Origin of the sequence: Streptomyces sp. NPDC050674, assembly GCF_040654575.1 — a bacterium.
In the GTDB taxonomy this organism is placed as follows: domain Bacteria; phylum Actinomycetota; class Actinomycetes; order Streptomycetales; family Streptomycetaceae; genus Streptomyces.
In genome coordinates, this window is record NZ_JBFAIG010000009.1 from 156,947 (window position 1) to 179,845 (window position 22,899).

A 22,899-nucleotide genomic window follows, 5' to 3' on the forward strand; every position below is an offset into this window, starting at 1 on the left:
TGGAGGTGTGCGGACACGACCGGTGCTCGTCTTCGACGGCGACTGCGGCTTCTGCACCACGTCGGTGGGCGTCGCCCGGCGTCTGGTGCGGCCCCGGTGTGACGTCGTGGCCTGGCAGCACGCCGATCTCGCCTCGCTCGGTGTCACGGCGGAGCGAGCCCGTCACGAGGCCCTGTGGGTGACGCCCACCGGCCGGGTGTACGGCGGCGCACAGGCGGTGGCGAAGATGCTGCTCAGCGCGGGCGGCGTGTGGTCCGTGCCGGGAGCCGTCCTCACCCTGCCGCCCATGCGGTGGGTAGCCCACGGCGTCTACCGACTCGTGGCCGACAACCGCGGGCGACTGCCGGGAGGAACCCCGGCGTGTGCCGTACCCGCAGCGAAGGCGCACCGGGCGTAAGCCACGAAGTCCTCGGCCCCGGCTTGGTACGTGATCACCGTCGTGGCACGTCGTGTCCACGGTTCCCTCGTCGGCCGGGGTCGCCGCCGGCAAGCGGGCGGCGTACATCACGTCGGACAGTGACTGCGAGGGGAGGAACTGGAGGGCGCCGGACATGGCGCGTCCCTCAGGTGACCGCGCGACCCATGCCGAGCCTCTTCGGCACCCCGCGGCTCCGCCGACGGGACATCGGCGGAGCCGCGGAGCACGAGGTCATCGTCTGCGGGCCCAGCCGCCGCCGACCCCGGCCACCTGCAGTGCCAGGCACAACAGGCCCAGCAACATGACGTTCGTCGAAGAGAACACATCGTTGGTGCCGAGCTCCGCCGCGTTGATCAGAAACGCGAAGAAGAACAGCACCGCCGCGACTATGCCGAGCATGAAGCGAGCTCCTCTCAGAAGGGGTGAAGCCCGTATGCCCCGCCTCCGCCCTCGCAGACACCAGAGTTCCGGCGGACTCGTACCCGGGTAGTCCCACCCGCCGCAGCAGAGCGCAGAACACGCCATGTGCCCACGCGGCGCGCGTGGATGAGCACGGCACGGCCCGGGCTGAGATCCGATCGTCGCTGACGCGGCGCACCGAGCCTCTCAACTCCCTGGCGCGGGCCGCCAAATGCGATGGGGCACCGCACAGGAAAAGGCAGGAGTCAGCTCGTGGACGCATGGGCAGGGGCGTGAGAGGACTCTGCCGGAGAGCGCGGCGCGGTGGCGGCCTGGCCCGGGGCCTTCGAGGGCAGCGATGCCGGTTGGGTGTCCGCGGACTCCAGGGTGAGCATGGCCGCCTCGTCCGGGGTGCCGGGGGCCGCCTGGTAGACCACCATGCGCTGGCCACCCGTCCGGGCCAGTCGCATCACCTCGTAGGTCAAGGTCATCGGGCCGGCCTTGGGATGCCGGAAGGCCTTCTGCCCGCCGCCCCGCTCGCACACGTCGTACCGCTCCCAGAGGCGCGCGAACTCCGGCGACTTCAGCATCAGTTCGCCGACCAGCACGGTCAGCTCGGGATCGTCCGGATCGGCTCCGCCGACGGCCCGTAGATGTGCCACCGACAGGGCGACGGTTTCCTCCCACGGTTCGTAGAGCGTCCGGCCCACGGGGTGGAGGAAGATGTAGCGGGTCAGGTTGCGCTGTTCCTCCGGCCAGTCCCAGAGCCCGGGCATCAGCCGTCGGCCGGGCGGGTTCGCGGCCAGCACACGGTTGTACCGGCTCACCACGTAGGCAGGCAGCGGGCGCACCGAGTCCAGCATCCGCAGCACCGAGTCGCGCACGGTGTGGTCCGGGCAGGCGGGCGGCTCGGACGAACGACCGGAGGCCAGTTCCGCGAGTTCATGCAGGCGTTCGTAACCGTCGCCGCGCAACCGCAGGGTGCGGGCGAGGGCGTCCACCACGGCCGGAGAGGGATTGGTCTCCCGGCCGCGCTCCAGGCGGATGTAGTAGTCGACACTCACTCCGGCCAGCGCGGCCAGCTCCTCGCGGCGCAGGCCGGGCGTGCGGCGCAGGCCCGCTCCTGCCGGAAGACCTACGTCCTCCGGGCGTACCTGCGCTCTGCGGGCCTTCAGATACCGGCCGAGCTCTGTGCCCCTCGCATCCGTCGTTGCTGCCATCCGGTCATTGTCGCAGGTGGTCAAGAGGCGTTGGGGGGCCGTGTCAGGGCCTGGAACGCCGCACCCGGGGCAGATCGCGGTCTGCCGATCGACCGTGCGGGGGCGGAGAGTTGATGCCGGAGCGGGCGGCCCCGGCCGCCGGAGCCCAGGGGGTGCGTGACACCGGTCCGCGGCCCCGGTGGGCCGCGGCCGTCCGCCCCGGTCAGTCATTCCGATGCCGTTCGTGCCGTTCCCGGGAGTTCACCATGCCGGCCACCCCTGCCTCTCCCCCACCCACCGCCTCCCTCTCCGAGCCCGGCGCGCGGCCGTCCGCGTCCGGGGAGCGGGAAAGGCCGTCGGAGCGAGCCCGGACGGGCGGAACGTCCGCGCCGACCGCGGCCGGGCCGCGAAGCGCCGGCCTGGCGCTGGTCGCCTCGCTGCTCGGCTTCACGGTGATCACCATCGACGTCTCGGCCGTGAACATCGCGCTGCCCGCGATCCGCGGTTCGCTCGACAGTGGAATGTCCGGACTGCAATGGGTGGTCGACGCCTACACGTTGATGTTCGCGGCCCTGATGCTCTCGGCGGGCGCCCTCGCCGACCGCACCGGCGCCCGCCGCGCCTACACCTGGGGCATTGCCCTGTTCACCCTCGCGTCCCTCGCCTGCGCGCTCGCGCCCGGCATCGGCATGCTCGTCGCCGCGCGTGTGGCGCAGGGCGCCGCGGCCGCGATCGTGATGCCGGCCTCGCTGGCGTTGATCCGGCACGCCTACGACGACGCGATGGCCCGGGCCCGGGCCATCGCGCTGTGGACGGTCGGCGGTTCGGTGGCGATGGCCGCGGGACCGGTCCTCGGCGGACTGCTCACCGACTCCGCCGGGTGGCGGGCGGTGTTCCTGCTCAACCTGCCCGTGGGTGCGGTGATCCTGGCCCTGCTGGTCCGGGTGCCGCGCTCCGCACGCCGGCCCGCCGCGCTGGACATCGGCGGGCAGCTCACGGCCGTGGTGGCCCTGGCCGGTCTGGCCTTCACCGTGATCGAGGGCGGTCACCTGGGCTGGACCAGCGGCCCCGTCCTGAGTGCCGCCGCGCTCGCCCTCGCCTCCGGGTACGCATTCCGTGTGGTGGAGGCCCGGCACCGCCGGCCCATGGTCCCGCCGGCCATGCTGAGGGACCGCCGGGTGGCAGTCCCCCTGGCCGTCGGTTTCGCCGTCAACGCCGCCTTCTACGGCGGGATCTTCCTGCTCGGGCTGTACTACCAGCAGGTGCGCGGGATGTCGGCGATCGCGGCCGGGCTGATGTTCGTCCCCATGTCGGCGGTCGTGACGGCGACCAACCTGGTGTCGCCGCGCATGGCCGAACGCGTCGGGCGCCGCCCGGTGATCGTCGCCGGGCAACTGGTCTTCACCGCGGCGATGGTGGCGATGCTGCCGCTGGCCGCGGACACGCCCGTGTGGCTTGTACTGGTCCTGTTGCTGCCGCTCAGCGTCGGCGGGGCGCTCGCGGTCCCGGCGCTGACCGCTCTGCTGATGGACGCCGTCCCGCAGGAGCGGGCGGGTACCGCCTCCGGTCTCCTCAACTCCTGCCGCCAGATGGGAGGGGCACTCTCCGTAGCCCTCTTCGGCGGTCTGCTCTCCGGCCCGGCCGACGGCGGTTTCTCCCTCCCGGGCATGCGCATCGGCCTTCTCGCCGTCGCGGCCCTCCTCCTCGCCACGACCGTGCTCTCCCGCCTGGCACTGCCGCGCAGTTGAGCCGCGCCCGCGCATGGACGCGAGGGCCGGGAGCTCAGGTGGTTGCCGCAGTCCCGTCCTGGGGCCGGCTCGTCCCGGCGGAATACGCGGACATGACTGCGGCCGATCACCGGTCCGCAGTCCTCGCGAACAGTGACGACCCTGCCGAGCAACTGGCCTGGCGGCGACTGACCACCCGGCACGGTGACCGGCTGGGCGAGATCATGGATGACTACGGCTGGCCGACGGCAGAACTGGTCGGCGAGGAGGCCGCGCGCGCAGCATGGCTGATCGCCAGCTCGATATTCAGCGCCGCGCCCTGCATCTGATGGAGCAGGCGGTGTCGGCGGGCTGGCCTTCCTGCGCGACCGCACGCTGGTCAATGAGTATCGCAAGCAGGTCTACGCTGAGCTTGCCGTGCAACCGGGCGCTGCCGTCGTTCAGGCCGGTGATCTCGACGGTCTTGCCCCGCTGGCCGTACTTCGTCTGGACGGCGTCCAGGGCGGCTACGGAGGAGGCGTTCCAGATGTGCGCGGCCGACAGGTCGCTGATGATCTGCTGCGGGTCGCCCGAGAAGTCGAACTGACCCGACAAGATCGTTTGAGGAGGCGAAGAACGACTCCTCGGTCATCAGGTACTACGAGGAGACCGGCCCGGTGGCTCCCTCCGTCCGTTCCCAGGGCGGCTTTCATCTCTGCATCGAGAACGACATCGCGAGCCTCATGGTCATCCGGCGCATGCAGCCTCTGGGGGTTCACCCTCGATCAGATGCGTGACCTGCTGGATGTCACCGACCGCCTGGACGCCGCCGGCGATCTCGCCCCCGAGGAGCGAGTCGGCCTCTCCGTGACCGCACCGGCCTCGCGGCGCTCCGCCGTCTGCCGTACGACCACCCCGCTCCACCTGTGCGAGCGTCAGGCATCCACCGGCATGGCCAGCAACCTGCCCATGGCGGCGAGGACCGAGGGCTCGACCCGGTAGTACACCCAGGTGCCGCGCCTCTCGGAGGTCAGCAGTCCGGCCTCCTTCAGCTTCTTCAGGTGGTGCGACACCGTGGGCTGCGAGACGCCGACGTCGGAGATGTCGCACACGCACGCCTCACCGCCCTCGTGCGAGGCCACTGCGGAGAACAGTCGTAGCCGGACCGGGTCACCCAGCGCCTTGAACATCGGCGCCGCCGTCTCGGCCTCCTCGGCGCTCATCGGGCGCTCGGTCAGCGGCGGGCAGCAGGGCACCGCACTCCGGCCGGTGTCGGCTTCGAGCAGTGGCAGCACCTCGGGATTCGACATACGTCTATGTTGACACACGTCGAACCAGGGAGAGAGGGCGCGGCCGGGGATCGCCCGGACCGGCCATCGCTCCATCACCGACGACACGAGAACACCCCTCCGGTGACCCCGAGATTTCGATGAACGTCTATGTTGACGTTTATCGATACAGGGGTCATGCTGGACGACAGAAGCCATCGACAAACGTCGAAACACGCGAGGAGTCGCCGTGAGCGCGCCCGTCGTCACCGAGTTGCCTGCTGTCGTGATCGGGGCCGGACCCGTCGGCCTGGCCGCCGCCGCCCACCTCGTGGACCGAGGCATCGAGACCCTGGTCCTGGAGGCCGGCCGCACGCCCGGCGCCGCAGTACGCGAGTGGTCGCACGTACGCCTTTTCTCCACCTGGGGCGAGGTCGTCGACCCGGCCGCCGAGAAGCTCCTGGCTCCCACCGGCTGGACACGCCCCGATCCGGCCACCTACCCCTCCGGCGGCGACTGGGCCGACCTCTATCTACAGCCACTCGCCGACGCCCTGGGCGACCGCGTCCGCCTGGGAGCCACCGTCACCGGCGTCTCCCGGGCCGGCCGGGACCGCATCGTCGACGCCGGCCGCGAACAGCAGCCGTTCGTCGTACACCTCACCCGTGCCGACGGCCGCGAGGAGCGCGTCCTCGCCCGTGCCGTCATCGACGCCTCCGGCACGTGGGCCACGCCCGGCCCCGCCGGTGGCAGCGGACTGCCCGCTCTCGGCGAGAAGGCCGCGGCCGACCGGATCACCTACCGTGTCCCTGACCTCAAGGACCCGGCCGTACGGGCTCGGTACGCCGGCAAACGGGTCGCCGTCATCGGCTCCGGCGCTTCTGCCTTCACGGCCCTCGCCTATCTCGCCGACCTCGCCAAGTCCCCCGACGGCGCGGGGACGAGAGGGGTGTGGATCCTGCGTCGCGGCATCTCGGGCTCCACTTTCGGCGGCGGCGAGGCCGACCAGCTCCCGGCGCGTGGGGCGCTCGGCCTGGCGGCGAAGGCCGCCGTCGACGAGGGACACGTGGACGCGGTCACCGGCTTTCGCACCGACGCGATCGAGCGCGACACCGACGGACGCCTGGTGCTCGTCCGTGAGGACGGGCACCGCCTGGACGCGGTCGACGAGGTGATCGTACTCACCGGCTTCCGCCCCGATCTGTCCTTCCTGGGCGAACTGCGCCTGGGCCTCGACGAGCGTCTCCAGGCACCCGTCGAGCTGGCTCCGCTGATCGACCCCAACCAGCACTCCTGCGGAACCGTCTACCCGCACGGTCACCGCGAACTGTCCCAACCGGAACCGGGCTTGTACCTGGTCGGCATGAAGTCCTACGGTCGCGCCCCCACGTTCCTGGCGTTGACGGGCTATGAACAGGTCCGCTCCGTCGCCGCCGCGATCGCCGGCGACCTCGAGGCCGCCGACCGCGTCGAACTGACCCTCCCCGAGACCGGAGTCTGCGGCGGCGCCGGCCTCTTCGACTCCGCCGACGTCCCGGAGACCGAGGGCGGCTGCTGCGGGCCGGCGCAGCCGCTGGTCCAACTCGGCATCTCCAGCCCGGCCGGGACGGCCGGACAGACTGCGGCGGGCGGATGTTGCGGCGCGTGAGCGGCGACGCCACAGGAGCGGGCCGTACCGGACCTGTCGGCATCCCAGCTCTGCTCGCAGGCCGGTGATCGCGGTGCGGAACCACTCACGGCACCGGACCCGGACCACCTGGCACCGATCTGCGAGGAACGACGCGACGACACCTCGGTGATCGGCAGTCTCAGGTCACTCCGCCGGGCGATACCGGCTCGTTCTCCCTTCCGGAAGGATCAGAGGGACCATTCGCGCCTCCCTCGTGAAGGACAAGAACCGCATGCAGATGCGCACTTGGGCCCTCGTCGCCGCTCTCACCGCTGCCACCGTCGTTGTGCCGAGCACGAGCGCGTCAGCCGCCGCGCCACCTCACTGTCCCGGCGGTTCCGTCTGCTTCTACAGCGGCACGGACTTCCACGGCACGAGCTGGGAATGGACAACCGGCAGCGGCTACCGCGACATGCCTCCCGGACTCCATGACAACGTCGGCTCGTTCGTGGCCAGCACCGATGCCTGCTTCATCAACTGGCAGCCGAAGGAGACGCGCCAAGTGCAGAACGGCGACTGGCGTCGCGCGTACAAGGGTGATTTCGGCGGCCGGATCGACGGCGTCAACGGAGGGCGCTGCTGAGCCTCGCATTCACGCCGCCTCGGCCGAGGCGGACGGCCGACGTGGGGGGGCCGGGCATGTGTCCGGCCCCCGCGCCATGTCATGACACACCGCCGTGACCAGCCCTCCCGGCCCAGACCGAAGCCGTTTCCATGCCCAGCCGCGCACACGACAGCGGCCGGGCCTCGCCTGGTACGTGACCACCACCCCGGCACCTCAGCCCCAGCCGCCGCGCTGGAACGCATCCGCCGAGGGGCACGGGCGCGTCCGACGCACCCGCCGAGCCACTGGCCCCACCGCACACCCAGTCGGCCACAGGCCTAGACCTTCCCATGAGCACGGGCTAGGCTCTGCCGCGCGTATCCGAGAGCGCTCTCAAGCTCTGCTGTTCCACCCCCACCCTTGCTGGAACAACGAAGGGGCATCCCTTGAGACGCACCACCATCCTGCGCACCGGCCTGTCCGCACTCCTTCTGCTCGGCACCTGGGCGACCGCGAGTGCCCTGCCGGCATCCGCCTCGGACCGTCCCGCGCGCTCCACCCAGGCACCGGCCTCCGCCGCGATTCTCACCGCCATGCAGCGCGACTTGGGCCTCACTCGGGACGAGGCCGCAGCACGCCTGGCCGCCGAGAAGACCGCGACAACCGTCGAACGCAAGGCGCGGGGCGCGGCCGGTCCGGCCTACGGCGGCTCGTGGTTCGACGCCGAGAGCGGCAGGATCACCGTTGCCGTCACCCGAGCCGCGCGAGCCCAAGCCGTACGCGCGACCGGAGCGGACGTACAGGTCGTGCGGTACAGCGCCCGCCAACTCGACGCGGTCAAGGCCACGTTGGACGAACTTCCCGCGCCTTCCGGCGTCGGCAGCTGGCATGTGGACCCGAAGGCCAACAGGGTCGTCGTGAACATCGTCGCGGCGCACCGGGACGACAACGATGTCCGGGCCTTCCTTTCCCAAGCTCGCCAAGCCGGTCCGGTGTCGGTGCGCCAGTCCCCCGCCGCGCCGCGCACCTTCGCCGCCGGCACGGTGGGTGGCGATCCCTTCTACACCGGCAACGTGCGCTGCTCCATCGGCTTCTCGGTGCACGGCGGCTTCGTCACCGCCGGGCACTGCGGCCGGCCGAGCGCGGCCGTGTACGGCTGGGACCGGTCCTACATCGGGAACTTCCAGGGGTCGTCGTTCCCGGGGGACGACTACGCCTGGGTCAACGTGGGCAGCGGCTGGTGGACCGTCCCGGTGGTGCTCGGCTGGGGCACGGTTCCCGACCAGCTCGTGCGCGGTTCCGCCGAGGCCCCGATCGGCGCCTCGGTCTGCCGTTCCGGTTCCACCACGCACTGGCACTGCGGCACCGTGCTGGCCAAGAACGAGACCGTGAACTACAGCCAGGGCGCCGTACACCAGATGACGAAGACCAGCGTCTGCGCCGAACCCGGTGACTCCGGCGGCTCGTTCATCAGCGGCGACCAGGCCCAGGGCGTCACCTCCGGCGGCTGGGGCAACTGCTCCAGCGGCGGCGAGACCTGGCACCAGCCCGTCAACGAGATCCTCAACCGTTACGGGCTGAGGCTGCACACGGCCTGACCACCGCGCAGCACACCGAGCGGGTCCCGTCCACGCAGCCGCCGACGGGGCCCGCTCGAACCACGATCCCCGGCTCGGGGATGGTCCGCAGCACAATGAGCCACATGGCCGCAGACAAACACCCAGCGTTCACACTGCCAAGAGGCGCCACCGGCTTCTTCCGGCCGGAGGACGGGCCGCTGCCGACAACCGACCGGCGGACGTTCCGGGCAGCGCTGTATGCCGCCGCCCGGGCGGCACAAGGCCACGTGGGCGAGATGGAGGAGCAGGCATACCCACGTACGTTCCACACCACGACGGTCCTCGAGGGCAGGGGCGAGTGCATCGTCCTGTGTCACGCCCACCTCCCCTGGATCGCCTTCGCTCCGGAACGCCGGGACTGGTACGCCGAGGAGTTCCTCACGCCGCCACCGTGGGCCCGCACCTTTGTCGACTTCGGGTTCGCGGTGCTTGATCGCGCGCGGCTCACTCTGCCGCTCACGGACATCGACACCACGGTTCTCACCCAGGGTGAGTGGCGCGAGATTCGCCTCTACGGCATCACCACATTGGGCGGAGTGCTCTTCAACGCGTGGGACTGACGCCCGGGCGAGACGCGTGCCCGACGCCGGACGACAGAGGTCAGGCTCATCTCCTTCGCGGCCGCGAGCCTGACTCGAGCGGGTCGGTCCATGTTCGGGGCATACCGGGGTGAGGCTCGGTGCGTGGTCATTCGCTCGACTCATAAACCATGGAGGCACCATGGCGGCACCGGCGGTTCCCACAGCGCCCGAGATATCGTTGTCAAGGCTTCCCTCCCTCACGGGGATGCGCTTCATCGCCTCGTTCATGGTGCTGATCTGCCACATAGGGATCGTCCTCGTACCTCGCGTTCAGAAACCGTGGCTCAACTGGACGGAGCCCTACGTCTACGCACTGGGTCCCACAGGCGTGGTCTTCTTCTTCGTCCTCAGTGGGTTCGTGCTGACCTGGGCGGCGCGGCCGGGCGACACCAGCCGGCGCTTCTGGCGCCGACGCCTTGTGAAGGTCTACCCGAACCACCTCGTCACGCTGGGCGCCGCCGTGGCCCTGATGCTCCTCACGAACCACGCGGTGACCGCGGCCAACACCGTGCCCACGCTGTTCCTGGTGCAGAGCTGGATTCCCGACCAGGAAGTGGTGCTGAACTACACCTCCAACGCCCCCACCTGGTCGCTGGCTTGTGAGCTGTTGTTCTATCTGGCCTTCCCCTTGCTGCTGCCGCTGCTGCGCAGGATCCGCGTCGAACGACTGTGGCTCTGGCTGGGCGGTGTCGCACTGCTGATCTGCACGTTGCCGTTCGTCGCGCTGCTGCTGCCGGACCAGCCGATGATGACCAACACCGACGTGCCGTGGTGGCCGCTGTGGTTCACCTACTACTTCCCCGTCAGCAGGATGCTGGAATTCATGCTCGGGATGCTGACGGCACAGATCGTGCTCAGCGGCCGCTGGATCGGCCTGCCGCTCCTCCCGGCCATGCTGTTGGCGGGAGTGAGCTTCGTGATCACCGCCGGGTTCGTGCCGGAGATGTACAGCCAGACGTCCGCGATCGCCCTCTTCCTCGCCCTGCTCATCGCCGCCGGAGCCACGGCCGATGTGCGCAGCCACCCTTCCTTCTTCCGCAGGCGCACCATGATTTTCCTGGGCGAGATCTCCTTCGCCCTCTACATGGTCCACTGGCTGGTCATTCTGTACGGCCCGATGCAGATGGCCGACGCGGACGGCTGGTACGGGCACTCGACGGTCAACCGGGCCCTGCTCGACGCGGGCCTGACCGTGGCGATCACCCTGCTCCTGGCCTGGCTGCTCTACCGCCTCGTCGAACGGCCCGCCGTGCGCCGCTGGAGCCGGCCGGCCGCACAGGGCAGGTCCTCACCCGCAGCGGACGCGGGGCCTGGGCCCGCAGCGCGGTTGCGCGGCGACCGCTGACCGTCCGGGCCCGGCCGCACGAAGCCCGGTGGCGAGCGAACGGTGTTCTGCCCGCGTCGGTCGTGGGAGGCGTCCCGTGAAGGGGCGCCGGCCACCTGACATGATCGACGCGTGACGACGACCCCTGGGCGGCCGGGCCGCATGAAGTACGTGCTGTTCGATGTCGATGGCACGTTGATCGACGCGGTGAGCAACCAGCGCCGGGTCTGGGCCACTTGGGCGGTGCGATACGGACTGGACGCGGACGAGGTCTACCAAGTCGCCCTGAGGACGCGGCCGATGGAGACGTTCGCCCAGGTCGCCGCAGACCGCGATCCGAGCGAGTGCCTGGCCCTGCTGCACGAGCTGGAGGACGAGGACGTCCGGTCCGGCGTCTACGCGGCGTTCGACGGCGCGTCGGAGCTGCTGCACGGTCTGCCACCGGCTGCCTGGGCGCTGGTCACCTCGAACTACGAGCACCGGGTGCGCGACCGTTTCCTGCGAACGGGCCTGCCCGTACCGGAGGTGATCGTGGACGCCGCGAGCGTGGCGGAGGGCAAGCCCTCTCCCGTGCCCTATCTGCAGGCCGCCGCGCGGCTCGGCGCCGAGCCGAGGGACTGTCTGGTCATCGAGGACGCCCCGTCCGGAGTGCGGTCCGGGCTGCGCGCGGGGATGACGGTGTGGGGCGTGAACAGCCCTGCCGCGGTGGAAGGGGTGCACCGCCACTTCGCCGGCCTGCGGGAGGCCGTCCCGCACATCCTGGAGTGCGTGTCGGACCCGCGAGAGACCGCCACGGTCTGAGCCCCGGCGCCGCGCCCTGCCGTCCGGTCGGCGCCGTTCGGCGTCGCCCGGTGTCCTTCGGCGCCGTTCGGGGAACGGCGGCGGATCACGCCGTCCGGAGCGTCGGTAGGCTGATCATCATGGAGTCCGTGGGGGCCGGAAGGCCGGTTGAGGTGCAGTGTCCGCAGTGCGGTGGCGGTGAGGTCAGGCCCGTCGAGCAAGCCCGCGGCGGCAAGGGGGCGATGCGGGAGGACCTGTACGGCCGGCTGGCCCCGGGGCCGGACAAGGGCGGCGACGGATGGATGCACGCCGCGCAGGGCATGGTGCTGACCGGAATGAGCATCGTCTTCTCGGACACGGGTGTCCGGCAGGACAAGCCTCTCTACACGGTCGGCGGTGTCGTGCTCGCTCTGCTCTGCGTCATCGGCACCTTCGTGGTCGTGCGCGGTGACCGGAGGGAGAAGGCCGCGGCCGAGGCAGGCGCCGGCCGCGCGGAGCGGGTGTGGCGACCGGCGTACTACTGCACTTACTGCTCCTCGGTGTTCTGCCCCGGAGGCATTCCGTGGCAAGGGGTTCTCACTCCGGAACAGTTCAAGAAGCTGGTGTGGACCGAGGCAGGCTACGCCGATCAACTCCCCGCCGGGGACAAGGCGAGGGACGCGCAGATACCGGTGGGCGTCTTTCCGGGTCGGTGAGCGGAGCACTCATCCGGTGCCTGACCCTCAACTCGCCGACTGGATCACGTACACCGCGCCGAGGGCGGCGGCGAGTGCGCCGAGCAGGAGGCGGAGAGCGGTCTCGGGCATCCGGGGCTGGAGTCGCGCACCGAGGTAGCCGCCGGTGAGTCCCCCGAGTCCGCAGGCCAGGCCCAGCCACCAGTCGGGGGCGACGGGGCCGGAGTTCGTCAGGGCGAGCACGGCATAAGTGGCGGCTCCGGCGACGGACGTGGTGAAGGTCGCGGCGAGCGTGGCCGGTGCGACGCGACTCAGGGGCATCCCGCGGGCGGCGAGGACCGGCCCGAGCAGGGAGCCGCCTCCGATGCCGTAGATCCCGCCCACCACCCCGACGATCAGGGCCAGGGCGGCCAGTGTGCTCGGTGAGGGTTCGGCCTCGGTGCCGGGACGCGGCTCTGCCTGGTTCCCTCGCAGCGTGCGCAGGCACAGCCAGCTGCCGAGTGGCAGGAGGAGCGCGGCGACCAGGAGGCGGAAGACGTCCGGGCCGGGCAGGGCGTGGACGCGGATGACGGCGCCGATGATCACACCGGGCAACGACCAGCGGACCAGGCGCAGGGCCAGTTCGCCGCGCAGAGCGCCGTCGCCGTGGTAACGCCACAGGGCGCCCGGTCCGGCCACCACGTTGAACAGCAGGTTCGTGGGCGTGACCGCGGGACTCGGTACGCCGAGGAGGCTGAGCTGGACGGGGAGGAGGAAGACGGCACCGGAAACACCGACCGGGGCCGTGACCGTCGCTATCAGCAGACCGGCCGCCAGCCCCGCCCCTATCGTCCACTCCATCAAGCTCTCCACCTCTCGACGGCCTGACCAGTATTGACGCAGGCGCGGGCAGAGGGGCGTACAGGCAACGTGATGTTCACGAACAGCGGGGAGCCGCCTCACCAGCCGTCAGACCGACCGGAGAGGGCGGCTATTGGCCTGTACCAAACTCTTGACACCCGCTTGCGTCACTTCTTAAATCATGAACTGAGATAAGCCTCCCCCTGCGCCGCCCCCACTTCTCATCGCCCTCACTCCCCCTAGCTCGCCGACCGGCCCCTCCACCACGACCCATGACGGTGAACTGTCATGCCCATGGCATTAAGTCGCAGTCGGTCGCTGAGCGGCGCGTCACCAGAAATGGACGTGACTCCATGACCACCACATCAGTGGCCCGCCGCACCGGGCGGCACGTGCTGGGCACGGCCGCAGCCGCATCTCTCCTCGTCGGCCTCAGCGGCATCCCCGCGAGCGGCGCCGCGGCGGCCACGGGCCAGATCACCGGCATCGGCGGCAAGTGCGTGGACGTGGCGGGTGCCGCCACGGTCAACGGCACGGCTGTGCAGCTCTACGACTGCAACGGCACCGCCGCCCAGCAGTGGACGGTGGGCGGTGACGGCACCGTCCGCGCGCTAGGCAAGTGTCTGGACGTAACCTCGGGCGGGACGGCCGACGGTACCCGGGTGCAGCTCTGGGACTGCAACGGCAGTGCCGCCCAGCGATGGACCGTCACCTCCGCACGGGACATCGTCAACCCTCAGGCCGACAAGTGCCTGGACGCGACCGGCAACAGTTCGGGCAACGGGACCCGGCTGCAGATCTGGACGTGCACCGGGGCGGCCAACCAGAAGTGGACCGCGCCGGGCGGCGGCGACCCGGCTCCGGCCCCCGGCGCGATGGCCGTGGCGCCCTACCTCTACAACGGCTGGGGCAGCCCGCCGAATCCCACCACCGTGATGAGCGCGACCGGCGTCAAGTGGTTCACGCTCGCCTTCGTCCTCAGCAACGGCTACTGCAACCCGCAGTGGGACGGCAGCCGCCCCCTGACAGGGGGCGTGGACCAGCAGACCGTCAACACCGTCCGGGCCGCCGGCGGCGACGTCATCCCGTCCTTCGGGGGCTGGAGCGGGAACAAGCTGGAGAGCTCGTGCGGCAGCGCGGGTGAACTGGCCGCCGCCTACCAGAAGGTCATCAACGCCTACGGTCTCAAGGCCATCGACATCGACATCGAAGCGGCGGCGTACGACAGCCCGACCGTGCAGCAGCGGACGGTCGACGCTCTGAAGACCGTCAAGGCCAACAATCCCGGCATCAAGGTGTACATCACGTTCGGCGCCGGCCAGAACGGTCCGGACAGCAGTCTGATCAGCAAGGCCGCGGCCTCCGGGCTGACCGTCGACAGCTGGACGATCATGCCGTTCAACTTCGGCGGTGCCGGGCAGGACATGGGGCAGCTCAGCGTCCGCGCCGCCGAGGGACTGAAGACCGCCGTGAAGAACGCCTACGGCTACACCGACGACCAGGCCTACCGGCACACCGGTATCTCCTCGATGAACGGGATCACCGACAACGGCGAGACCGTCACTGTGGCCGACTTCCGCACCATCCTCGGGTACGCCCGGCAACGTCACCTCGCGCGGCTGACGTTCTGGTCGGTCAACCGCGACCGGCCGTGCACCGGTGGCGGGGCCGACACCTGCTCGGGCGTCGCCCAGCAACCGTGGGACTTCACCCGGGTCTTCGCCCAGTACGGCGGCTGACGCGCCGCACGAACAGCGGCCCCTCTCCCCCACCCCCACTCACGCCGCTTCGTCGGCACAGGAGAAGACGTGCTCCGACTCCCCCGACCACCCATCGCCGGACGCTGGACCGCGGCCCTCGCCGCCACCGCCACCGCCGCCTCGATCCTCACCGGCCTCCCGCCCGCCCAGGCCGCCTCCTCGGCCGCCGCAGCCCTGCCCACCGGCTGGGCCACGGTGGTGAACAGCGGCAGCGGCAAGTGCCTCGACGCCCGGGCCGCCGCCACCGTCAACGGCACCGCGGTGCAGCAGTACGCCTGCAACAACAGCGCCGCCCAGCAGTGGAGCTTCACCCCGACCAGCGACGGCTACGTGCGGATCGACAACCGCAACGACGCCCGGCAGGTCGTGGACGTGAGCGATGTGTCGACCGCCGACAACGCGGCGGTACACCTGTGGACGTACGGCGGCGGCGACAACCAGCAGTGGCGGGCCGTCGACGAGGGCGGCGGCGCCTACCACTTCGTGAACCGGCACAGCGGCAAGTGTCTGGACGTCCCGTCGGCCTCCACGGCCGACAGCGTCCAGCTCGTCCAGTACACCTGTAACGGCACGGCGGCGCAGCGCTTCCAGGTCGCGCCCGTGAGCACCGCGCCGGGCGACGTCGACCTCGGTCCCAACGTGGCCGTCTTCGATCCGTCCATGCCGTCGTCCACGATCCAGAGCCGGCTGGACTCCATCTTCCAGCAGCAGGAGACGAACCAGTTCGGCTCCCAGCGCTACGCGGTAATGTTCAAGCCCGGCACGTACAGCAACGACGTGAACGTCGGCTTCTACACCCAGGTCCTGGGGCTGGGACAGTCACCCGACTCGGTCACCATCAACGGCGCCGTCCACGTCGAGGCCGACTGGTTCCCGCCGCAGAACGCTACCCAGAACTTCTGGCGCGGGGCGGAGAACCTGTCGGTGACCCCCAGCGGCGGCACCGACCGGTGGGCCGTCTCCCAGGCGTCCGGGTACCGGCGCATGCACGTGCGCGGCAACCTGGAACTCAGCGACGGCGGCTGGTCCAGTGGCGGTTTCATGGCCGACAGCAAGATCGACGGCCAGGTGCGCTCCGGCACCCAGCAGCAGTGGCTCACCCGTAACTCCCAGCTCGGCGGCTGGACCGGCGCCAACTGGAACATGGTGTTCGTCGGCAGCCAGGGGGCACCGGGCAACACCTTCCCCAACCCGCCCTACACGACGGTGAACCAGACCCCCACCGTCCGCGAGAAACCCTTCCTGTACGTGGACGGCACGGGTGCCTACAAGGTGTTCGTCCCGTCCGTGCGGACCGACTCCTCGGCCACCACCTGGGCGAACGGCACCGCCGCCGGGTCCTCGCTCGGCATCGACCGGTTCCACGTCGTCAAGCCGGGCGCGAGTGCGACGCAGATCAACGCCGCACTCGCGGAAGGAAAGAACCTGCTGGTCACCCCGGGCGTCTACCACCTGGATCAGACCCTGCGGGTGACCCGTCCGGACACTGTCGTGCTGGGGCTGGGCCTCGCCACGTTCATCCCGGACAACGGCGTCACGGCCATGACCGTCGCCGACGTCGACGGAGTGAAGATCGCCGGAGTCCTCTTCGACGCCGGCACCACCAACTCCCGTTCCCTGGTGGAGATAGGGCCCTCCGGAGCCTCCGCCGACCACGCGGCGAACCCGACCTCCCTGCACGACGTGTACTTCCGCGTCGGCGGTGCCGCCGTCGGGAAGGCGACCACCAGTCTCGTCGTCAACAGCGACGACGTCATCGGCGACCACATGTGGATCTGGCGCGGTGACCACGGCTCGGGCATCGGCTGGAACACCAACACCGCGGACACCGGACTCGTCGTCAACGGTGACGACGTGACCATGTACGGCCTGTTCGTCGAGCACTACCAGAAGCACCAGACCATCTGGAACGGCAACGGCGGCAGGACGTACTTCTACCAGAACGAGATGCCGTACGACCCGCCCCAGCAGGCGGCCTGGATGAACGGTTCGACCCAGGGCTACGCCGCCTACAAGGTCGCCGACTCCGTCACCAGCCACCAGGCCTACGGGCTCGGCAGCTACTGCTACTTCAATGTGAACCCGTCCGTCACGGCGGAGCACGCCTTCGAGGTGCCGAACAATCCGAACGTGCGTTTTCGGAACATGGTGACCGTCTCGCTCGGTGGCACCGGCACCATCCGGCACGTCATCAACGACCGGGGCGGCCCCTCGAACTCCTCGACCAATGTGGCGAACCTGGTGAGCTACCCGTGAGGCGGCTCGCGGCAGCGACGTCAGCCCCACGGCGGCCACCGACGGGAACCCGCTCGCGAACGGCGAGGCCGAACCGCTGCCTCATCGACCGCCGCAGGTGGCTCGGAGGTACTGGGGACTCCCCCGACTGGTGCAACGGCCGTGCGGCAACTCGGCCGGGCGGAGCCCCGGCTGACACCAGGGTGATGCGTGCGCCCCTGATGACGCCCACCGGGGCCCGGCGGAAGGTGCCGCCGGGCCCCGGCAGTGTGCTCGATGGTCACAGTCCGGCTCCTTCACCGCGCCGGGCGGTGCCGAACCCGCCATTCCGTGGTGCAGTCGAGTCATGTCCTCACCTCCCACGGACGACCAGGACTCCCCGGCAACGGCTCGAGGCGAGCGCCCTTCCCGGCTGACCGACATCGCCGTCGCCCTCCTGCTCGCCGTAGCCGACGCCGTCATCGTCGCCGTCGCCGTGGTGATGTTCCTCGTGGTCGGCATGGGAACGGCTCAGTCGCCATACACCTCCCGTCCGGGGCACTCCCGCGACACACCCCTGCTGATCTGGTGCGTCGTCTGGGGTGTCCCCGTCGTGGCGGCGACCGGTGCCTACGTCCACGCCCGTCTGAAGATGCCGGTCACGGCGGTGGTGCAGGGCTTGTTCACGCTCGCCTGCACGTTTCTGGCCGTCGTGTGGACGCGGATGCTGCTGTCGTAGAGCGCCTGCCGTCCCCCGCATGAGCTGTGGTAGGCCGAGGGCCGAGAACGAGGAAGTGCTCGAGCTGCCGGACGTCCATGCGGCGATTCTCACTCGTCGCCGGGCCGCCCGGCGCGCGCAGGTCAGCGGTGCGGAAGGCGTCCGGCGGCGCGGCGCGGTTCGGCGGCGCGGCGCGGTTCCCGTCGTGGACGCTCTGCGGCAAGGATGACGGGTCATGACGATCGTGTTCCGGGTCCCTGCCGGCGGCGCCGAGCGCGTGGGGTTCGCCTATTCGCCGACGATGGAAGCCGTACTGAGTCTCCATGTGCTGGTGGAGCCCAAGCACCACCCCGTCCAGCACGGCTGGGTGCGCGCGATGCGCAAGCTGTCCCCGGCGCTGAAACGGGAGATCGAGGCCTTCTCCTACGCGGTGCGCTCGTACTTCCCCGAGTTTCTCTTTCCGCAGCCGACCGGCCGACTGGCGGACTTCGAAGACGAACTGGCCGGCTTGCGTGGGGCGGATCCGGAGCTGGTCCGCCTGGAGTTCGCCGTCCCCCTGCTCACGCCCTGGCCGGGCGGCGGCGAGGGCAGGGATCCGCACGTGCTGGACGAACCGGAGGTACGCCGCCTGTTGCGGGAGCGCCTCGCCCAGGAAAGCGACGAAGCGATGGCCGCGATGCTCCTCGACGACCCCCGCGCGCTGCTCGAACGCTTCCTGAGCATGCTGGAGCGCTACTGGCGGGAGGCGTTCCAGGAGGAATGGGCACGGCTCGAGCCTGAACTCGCCGCCGGCGTCAGCGAGGCCGGACACCAGATCGAGCAGCGCGGCCTGTACGGGATGCTCCGCGGCCTGTGGCCGGAGGTGCGCAGCGATCCGCGCGCCGAACGCTTCTGGCTGGAGCGGCCGCACGATCACGAGGTCGCCGTCGGCCCGGACGACACCCTCGTGCTCGCCCCCAGCGCCTATGTGTGGCCACACGTACGCGTCAACTGCGACGGTCCATGGCCTCTCGGGCTCGTCTTCCCCGTCTCCTCGATCGTCCGGGAAGCCCGCCCGAGGATTCCGCCGACCAGGCTCGTCGGCACACTCCGCGCGCTCGCCGACGACACCCGGCTGCGCGCCCTGCGACTGCTCGCCGAACGCCCTCGCAGCACGCAGGAGTTGGCCCCGCTCGTGGGCGTCAGCGAGGCCGCCCTGTCCAAGCATCTGCGAGTGCTGGCGGACGCGGGCCTGCTGGAGCGCCGCCGCGAGGGCTATTACGTCCTGTACCGGCTTGCGCCCGGACAGGTGGCGGGGTTGACCCCCGGCCTGGAAAGCTTCCTGCACGGCGACGGCGAGGCGACTGATTAGCCACCTGCCTAATAAGTGGATCAGACCCACGACGGGACCCGACAGTGGCCGCATGTCACTGCTGAAGGACCGCAACTTCCTGCTTCTCTTCGCCGGCCAGGGCATCTCCCGCTTCGGCGACGGCCTGTACACCGCCGCGACCGCCTGGCTGGCCTGGTCACTGACGAAGGACCCCACGGCCGTCGCCCTGGTCAGCGTCTCCGCCTTCGCGCCCGCGTTCATGGCCACCTTCGTCGCCGCCTCGTACGCCGACCGCCGCGACCGCCGGAAGCTGATGATCGCCACCGACCTGGCCCGGGTCGGCGTGGTGGCCGTGGCTTTGGTCCTGCTCTCCCTCAACCTGCTGAACCTGCCCCTGCTCGTGGCAACCACGGCGCTGCTGGCGCTGATCGGCGCCCCGTTCGCCCCGGCCCGCAACGCCATCGTCCCGCAGATCGTGCCGGAGGACCGCCTCCAGCAGGCCAACGGACTGCTGCAAGTCGCTTTCCGGGCCGCCTTCTTCGTCGGCCCGCTGATGCTCGCGCCGCTGCTGGTCTTCGGCTCGCTGCAGTCGGCGCTGGTGGTCAACGGACTCACCTTCCTGGGCTCGGCGGCCGCCGTGGCCGCCATCCGTGTGACCCGCCCCGCCCCGACCAGCGGTCAGACGGGGCTGTGGTCCGATCTCAGCGCCGGGCTCAGGGCCGTGCGGGCCGCTCCTGACGTACTCGTGGTCATCGTGACCTTCGTGCTCGCCCTCGCCCTGACCAGCGGTTTCCTGACCGTCGGGCTGGTCGCGGTCGTGGGACAGGGCGGCCAGTACGGCCTGCTGCTGGGCGTCGCCGGGGTCGCCGAAGTGGTGGGCGCCCTGCTCCTGGCGGGCCTGCGCATCCGCAGACTCGCACTGGCCGCCGTGCTGGCGTGGGCCCTGCTCGGGATCTTCCGGGCTCCGCTGGGAACGGTCACCTCCCATGCTGTGGCGGCGGTTCTCCTGACCGCCACGGGGCTGGTCTCGGCCCTCACGGACATTCCCTTGATCGCGCTGGTGCAGCAGCGCATACCGAGCCATCATCTGGCGAAGGCGCTTGGCCTGTGGGAGGCCGGGGTGGCAGGAGCCCTGGCGATCTCCCCCTTTGTGGCCTCGACCGCCATCACCCTCGCCGGACTCCAGAACGCCTTCCTGCTCTCGGGAGCCGCCGTTGTCGTCCTGGCCGTGACCGCCACGCTCGCCCTCGCATGCCTCGGCGCACGGCAGCCCGGTCAGGAGCCCTTCGTCACGGCCGACGGCACGGCAAGCGTCGCAGCGCCGGAAGAGACAGCAGTGATCACGGCCAAACCGGAATGACTGCGCGGATCACCCTTGGTCGGGAAGACGCCAGCCGGTGTCCCGTGCTCACCGGTCCCGTCGCCGGGATCGCGGGTGCCGGCCGCCGGTCACCGGGCGTACGTGAAGGATGGGGAAGGGCCGCTTCGACCTCCCCAGGTGTCGCGGCCCTTCCCGTCCGGCTGCAAGCGCTTACCCCGATCCGTGAGTCTCATGCCTCCCTCGCCCGGACCGGCTCCCGGAGCCCCCCTGCGCCCACGCGCGCCCCTCGTCCTCCGCGCCGGGTGCCGGTCAGCCGCGCTGCCCCTCCAGGGCACCGATCAACTCGGTGAGCGCGGGCAGCGCCTCCTCGATGGCCCGTCGGCTGTCCGGCGCCAAGGCGGTCAGGGCCTGCCTCAGCGCCTGCGCGCTCACCCGGTCGTACCGACTGAGCAGGTCGAGTGCATGAGGGGAGGCCGTGAGGGTCACCGTACGGAGGTCGGTCGATGACGGCTTGCGTTCGACGAGGCCGGCTGCGGTCATGGCGCGGATCAGATTACTGACGGTCGACGGGGCTACGCGCAGCCGGGCGGCAACCTCGCGCGGAGCGAGGCCTCCGGCGTCGGAGAGAACCCTCAGCAGCTCGATCTGCGCCTCGGGAAGGTCCGGGAGGTCCGCCGCGCGGCGGGTGCGGACCAGCACGGCTCGTCGCAGGGGCCCGATGAGGCGGCCGAGGTCGGTCGCGGTGTCCATGCGCTCATCATGCCTCCGATGTCGTTTTGCTGCAAAATAGTTTTGTGACAAAATGAATCCTGCCCGACCACAGCACCGACAAGGAGGCACCTCGCATGGCCGGCCAGGGAGCACACGAGACCACCGTCCAGAACCCCGTACCCCCGCAGGAGCTCTCCGGGATCGTCGGCCACCGCTTCATCTACACCTACGCCAACGGCTGGCAGTACGAGATGTACGTGAAGAACTCGACCACCATCGACTACCGGATCCACTCCGGCATGGTGGGCGGTCGCTGGGTCAAGGACCAGGAGGTCGATCTGGTCCAACTGGACGACGACCACTACAAGGTCTCCTGGAACGAGCCGACCGGCACGTCGGTCTGTGTGAACGTCATGCCCGGCAAGCGCCGTCTGCACGGCGTGATCTTCTTCCCCCGCTGGGTCGAGGAGCACGGCGAGCGCACCGTCCTGTACCAGAACGACCACCTCGACGAGATGCGCAGGTACCGCGACGAGGGCCCCACCTACCCGCTCCACGTGGTACCGGAGTTCGCCAGGATCACCCTCTTCGAGTTCGTCGGCCCCGATGACGACACCGTCGTCTCCACGGCCCCCGGCGACCTTCCGCAGGGCTGGTCCGACCGCACCAACTGACCGGCCCGCGGGCCTCGTCGGCGCCGGACCCACAATCGATTGTCAGTGGTGGGTGAGAGGATCGGAACATCAAGCCGGAACAAGGGGGAGCTGTGATGTCCGAAAGCCAGAATTACATCAACCACGTCGCTCTCGTGCTGGATGCGAGCTCGTCCATGTCGCATCTGAGTCGTAAAGTCGTCGAGGTCGCCGACCAGCAGATCGCCTATCTCGCCCGGCGTTCTCGGGAACTGGACCAGGAAACCCGTGTCACGGTGTACGTCTTCGCCGACAAGGTGGAGTGCGTCATCTACGACAAGGACGTCCTGCGCATGCCGTCCCTGAAGCAGCTGTACCGGACCGGTGGAATGACGGCCCTCCTGGCAGCCGCCCTGAAATCGCAGGGTGAACTGGCGCAGACGGCCCAGCTGTACGGCGACCACAGCTTCCTGACCTTCGTGCTGACCGACGGGCAGGAGAACGCGAGCCACCGCTGTCCCGACGCCCCGTCACGGGATCCGCGTCAGCTGGTCCAGGCCGTGGCCCGGATGATCGAGACCCAGCAGGACAACTGGACACTGGCGGTCCTGGTGCCCGACCAGATGGGCAAGCGCGAGGCCATGCAGTGCGGTTTCCCCAAGGACAACATCGCCATATGGGACGCCACCAGCACCCAGGGCCTGGAGGAGGCCGGGCAGGTCATCCGGCAGGCCACCGAGAACTTCATGATGGGCCGCACCCAGGGCATCCGAGGCTCGCGTGCGGTGTTCTCCACCGGCGCGGAAGCGGTCAACGAGGACACCATCAAGGCCGCAGGGCTCACACCGATCGATCCGGCGAAGTACCAGCTGATCCCGGTGGCTCGCGACGCCGGAATCAGGGAGTGGGTCACCGAATGCGGGCACACCTATCGCACCGGTGCGGCCTTCTACCAACTGAGCAAGTCCGAGAAGATACAGGCGCAGAAGCAGATCGCGGTACTGGAGAAGAAGACGGACCGCGTGTACACGGGGCCGGCAGCGCGAACCCTGCTCGGATTGCCACAGACGGAAGTCCGCGTCAAGCCGGACCACAACGACCACTTCACCATTTTCGTGCAGAGCACCAGCGTCAACCGGAAACTCGTCCCCAACACGCGGCTGTTGCTCATGCTCTGACCGACGCCGTAGAGAAATGCGCGCGAGTTGCT

At 70.0% G+C, this 22,899-nt stretch carries 21 protein-coding genes and 3 pseudogenes; 18 read left to right on the top strand and 6 right to left on the bottom strand.

The features are described from left to right. Positions 1–7 precede the first annotated feature (7 nt). Positions 8–397, top strand: coding sequence for a DUF393 domain-containing protein (locus tag AB0I06_RS17160; protein ID WP_363119612.1), 390 nt, complete (start codon positions 8–10; stop codon positions 395–397). 252 nt (positions 398–649) lie between these two features. On the opposite strand, the gene AB0I06_RS17165 is transcribed toward AB0I06_RS17160, so the two are convergent. Together AB0I06_RS17165 and AB0I06_RS17170 are read right to left on the bottom strand one after the other, a co-directional pair. Continuing rightward, positions 650–817: a hypothetical protein gene (locus AB0I06_RS17165; protein WP_363119613.1), complete on the bottom strand. Its 168-nt coding sequence runs from the start codon at positions 815–817 to the stop codon at positions 650–652. A 266-nt stretch (positions 818–1,083) separates the two neighbouring features. Continuing rightward, positions 1,084–2,037, bottom strand: a complete 954-nt coding sequence (locus tag AB0I06_RS17170; RefSeq protein ID WP_363119614.1) for a helix-turn-helix domain-containing protein — start codon at positions 2,035–2,037, stop codon at positions 1,084–1,086. Between the two features lie 245 nt (positions 2,038–2,282). Between AB0I06_RS17170 and AB0I06_RS17175 the strand changes: the two genes are divergently transcribed. Next, on the top strand, positions 2,283–3,764 hold the full coding sequence (locus tag AB0I06_RS17175; protein ID WP_363119615.1) for an MFS transporter: 1,482 nt from the start codon (positions 2,283–2,285) through the stop codon (positions 3,762–3,764). Positions 3,765–3,856: 92 nt separating this feature from the next. Next, positions 3,857–4,148, top strand: a pseudogene (locus AB0I06_RS17180) (hypothetical protein); the annotation flags it as partial. Here AB0I06_RS17180 and AB0I06_RS17185 read toward each other — a convergent pair. Further along, positions 4,140–4,374, bottom strand: a pseudogene (locus tag AB0I06_RS17185) (sodium-independent anion transporter); the annotation flags it as partial. The pseudogenes AB0I06_RS17180 and AB0I06_RS17185 sit on opposite strands and share 9 nt — an antisense overlap. On the opposite strand from AB0I06_RS17185, the pseudogene AB0I06_RS17190 reads away from it, so the two are divergent. After that, positions 4,373–4,562 (top strand): annotated as a pseudogene (locus AB0I06_RS17190) (MerR family DNA-binding protein); the annotation flags it as partial. The pseudogenes AB0I06_RS17185 and AB0I06_RS17190 overlap by 2 nt on opposite strands. 95 nt (positions 4,563–4,657) lie before the next feature. Here AB0I06_RS17190 and AB0I06_RS17195 read toward each other — a convergent pair. After that, entirely contained in the window at positions 4,658–5,032 is a 375-nt protein-coding gene (locus AB0I06_RS17195; RefSeq protein ID WP_363119616.1) for a metalloregulator ArsR/SmtB family transcription factor, read from the bottom strand. A gap of 208 nt (positions 5,033–5,240) precedes the next feature. On the opposite strand from AB0I06_RS17195, the gene AB0I06_RS17200 reads away from it, so the two are divergent. The 7 genes from AB0I06_RS17200 to AB0I06_RS17230 all read left to right on the top strand — a co-directional run bounded on the left by AB0I06_RS17200 (position 5,241) and on the right by AB0I06_RS17230 (position 12,202). After that, positions 5,241–6,638, top strand: a complete 1,398-nt coding sequence (locus tag AB0I06_RS17200) for an NAD(P)-binding domain-containing protein (protein ID WP_363119617.1) — start codon at positions 5,241–5,243, stop codon at positions 6,636–6,638. A 235-nt stretch (positions 6,639–6,873) separates the two neighbouring features. After that, the gene (locus AB0I06_RS17205) at positions 6,874–7,242 is read left to right on the top strand and encodes a peptidase inhibitor family I36 protein (RefSeq protein WP_363119618.1); all 369 of its coding nucleotides are present in this window, start codon (positions 6,874–6,876) and stop codon (positions 7,240–7,242) included. Between the two features lie 407 nt (positions 7,243–7,649). After that, the gene (locus AB0I06_RS17210; RefSeq protein ID WP_363119619.1) at positions 7,650–8,801 is read left to right on the top strand and encodes a S1 family peptidase; all 1,152 of its coding nucleotides are present in this window, start codon (positions 7,650–7,652) and stop codon (positions 8,799–8,801) included. A 95-nt stretch (positions 8,802–8,896) separates the two neighbouring features. Next, entirely contained in the window at positions 8,897–9,382 is a 486-nt protein-coding gene (locus AB0I06_RS17215) for a hypothetical protein (protein WP_363119620.1), read from the top strand. A 226-nt stretch (positions 9,383–9,608) separates the two neighbouring features. Then, positions 9,609–10,748 (top strand): acyltransferase, encoded by a 1,140-nt coding sequence (locus AB0I06_RS17220; protein WP_363119621.1) that lies wholly within the window; start codon positions 9,609–9,611, stop codon positions 10,746–10,748. Positions 10,749–10,889: 141 nt separating this feature from the next. After that, positions 10,890–11,528, top strand: a complete 639-nt coding sequence (locus AB0I06_RS17225; RefSeq protein ID WP_363119751.1) for an HAD-IA family hydrolase — start codon at positions 10,890–10,892, stop codon at positions 11,526–11,528. A gap of 119 nt (positions 11,529–11,647) precedes the next feature. Beyond that, positions 11,648–12,202 carry a hypothetical protein gene (locus AB0I06_RS17230; RefSeq protein WP_363119622.1) on the top strand — a complete coding sequence of 185 codons (555 nt, stop codon included), beginning with the start codon at positions 11,648–11,650 and terminating at the stop codon, positions 12,200–12,202. A 27-nt stretch (positions 12,203–12,229) separates the two neighbouring features. Here AB0I06_RS17230 and AB0I06_RS17235 read toward each other — a convergent pair whose 3' ends face one another. After that, entirely contained in the window at positions 12,230–13,021 is a 792-nt protein-coding gene (locus AB0I06_RS17235) for a sulfite exporter TauE/SafE family protein (RefSeq protein ID WP_363119623.1), read from the bottom strand. 353 nt (positions 13,022–13,374) lie between these two features. On the opposite strand from AB0I06_RS17235, the gene AB0I06_RS17240 reads away from it, so the two are divergent. The 5 genes from AB0I06_RS17240 to AB0I06_RS17260 all read left to right on the top strand — a co-directional run bounded on the left by AB0I06_RS17240 (position 13,375) and on the right by AB0I06_RS17260 (position 20,385). Then, positions 13,375–14,760: a ricin-type beta-trefoil lectin domain protein gene (locus AB0I06_RS17240; RefSeq protein WP_363119624.1), complete on the top strand. Its 1,386-nt coding sequence runs from the start codon at positions 13,375–13,377 to the stop codon at positions 14,758–14,760. A 69-nt stretch (positions 14,761–14,829) separates the two neighbouring features. Then, complete coding sequence (locus AB0I06_RS17245; protein ID WP_363119625.1) at positions 14,830–17,037, top strand: RICIN domain-containing protein; 2,208 nt, start codon at positions 14,830–14,832, stop codon at positions 17,035–17,037. Positions 17,038–17,362: 325 nt separating this feature from the next. Beyond that, on the top strand, positions 17,363–17,734 hold the full coding sequence (locus AB0I06_RS17250) for a hypothetical protein (protein ID WP_363119626.1): 372 nt from the start codon (positions 17,363–17,365) through the stop codon (positions 17,732–17,734). A gap of 214 nt (positions 17,735–17,948) precedes the next feature. Continuing rightward, on the top strand, positions 17,949–19,064 hold the full coding sequence (locus AB0I06_RS17255) for a DUF5937 family protein (RefSeq protein ID WP_363119627.1): 1,116 nt from the start codon (positions 17,949–17,951) through the stop codon (positions 19,062–19,064). Positions 19,065–19,116: 52 nt separating this feature from the next. Next, the gene (locus AB0I06_RS17260) at positions 19,117–20,385 is read left to right on the top strand and encodes an MFS transporter (protein ID WP_363119628.1); all 1,269 of its coding nucleotides are present in this window, start codon (positions 19,117–19,119) and stop codon (positions 20,383–20,385) included. Positions 20,386–20,655: 270 nt separating this feature from the next. Here AB0I06_RS17260 and AB0I06_RS17265 read toward each other — a convergent pair whose 3' ends face one another. Continuing rightward, positions 20,656–21,096: a MarR family transcriptional regulator gene (locus tag AB0I06_RS17265; protein ID WP_363119629.1), complete on the bottom strand. Its 441-nt coding sequence runs from the start codon at positions 21,094–21,096 to the stop codon at positions 20,656–20,658. 95 nt (positions 21,097–21,191) lie between these two features. Here AB0I06_RS17265 and AB0I06_RS17270 point away from each other — a divergent pair, with 95 nt between their 5' ends. Together AB0I06_RS17270 and AB0I06_RS17275 are read left to right on the top strand one after the other, a co-directional pair. After that, a complete protein-coding gene (locus AB0I06_RS17270) occupies positions 21,192–21,731 on the top strand; it encodes a phenolic acid decarboxylase (RefSeq protein WP_363119630.1) in 540 nt (179 codons plus the stop codon). Between the two features lie 95 nt (positions 21,732–21,826). Continuing rightward, positions 21,827–22,867, top strand: a complete 1,041-nt coding sequence (locus AB0I06_RS17275) for a vWA domain-containing protein (protein WP_363119631.1) — start codon at positions 21,827–21,829, stop codon at positions 22,865–22,867. Positions 22,868–22,899 lie beyond the last annotated feature (32 nt).

Coding starts and splice junctions, on each gene's coding strand:
- AB0I06_RS17165 (WP_363119613.1), bottom strand. CDS start 817: ATGCTCGGCATAGTCGCGGCGGTGCTGTTCTTCTTCGCGTTTCTGATC.
- AB0I06_RS17170 (WP_363119614.1), bottom strand. CDS start 2,037: ATGGCAGCAACGACGGATGCGAGGGGCACAGAGCTCGGCCGGTATCTG.
- AB0I06_RS17175 (WP_363119615.1), top strand. CDS start 2,283: ATGCCGGCCACCCCTGCCTCTCCCCCACCCACCGCCTCCCTCTCCGAG.
- AB0I06_RS17195 (WP_363119616.1), bottom strand. CDS start 5,032: ATGTCGAATCCCGAGGTGCTGCCACTGCTCGAAGCCGACACCGGCCGG.
- AB0I06_RS17215 (WP_363119620.1), top strand. CDS start 8,897: ATGAGCCACATGGCCGCAGACAAACACCCAGCGTTCACACTGCCAAGA.
- AB0I06_RS17220 (WP_363119621.1), top strand. CDS start 9,609: ATGCGCTTCATCGCCTCGTTCATGGTGCTGATCTGCCACATAGGGATC.
- AB0I06_RS17225 (WP_363119751.1), top strand. CDS start 10,890: ATGAAGTACGTGCTGTTCGATGTCGATGGCACGTTGATCGACGCGGTG.
- AB0I06_RS17230 (WP_363119622.1), top strand. CDS start 11,648: ATGGAGTCCGTGGGGGCCGGAAGGCCGGTTGAGGTGCAGTGTCCGCAG.
- AB0I06_RS17235 (WP_363119623.1), bottom strand. CDS start 13,021: ATGGAGTGGACGATAGGGGCGGGGCTGGCGGCCGGTCTGCTGATAGCG.
- AB0I06_RS17240 (WP_363119624.1), top strand. CDS start 13,375: ATGACCACCACATCAGTGGCCCGCCGCACCGGGCGGCACGTGCTGGGC.
- AB0I06_RS17250 (WP_363119626.1), top strand. CDS start 17,363: ATGTCCTCACCTCCCACGGACGACCAGGACTCCCCGGCAACGGCTCGA.
- AB0I06_RS17255 (WP_363119627.1), top strand. CDS start 17,949: ATGACGATCGTGTTCCGGGTCCCTGCCGGCGGCGCCGAGCGCGTGGGG.
- AB0I06_RS17260 (WP_363119628.1), top strand. CDS start 19,117: ATGTCACTGCTGAAGGACCGCAACTTCCTGCTTCTCTTCGCCGGCCAG.
- AB0I06_RS17265 (WP_363119629.1), bottom strand. CDS start 21,096: ATGGACACCGCGACCGACCTCGGCCGCCTCATCGGGCCCCTGCGACGA.
- AB0I06_RS17270 (WP_363119630.1), top strand. CDS start 21,192: ATGGCCGGCCAGGGAGCACACGAGACCACCGTCCAGAACCCCGTACCC.
- AB0I06_RS17275 (WP_363119631.1), top strand. CDS start 21,827: ATGTCCGAAAGCCAGAATTACATCAACCACGTCGCTCTCGTGCTGGAT.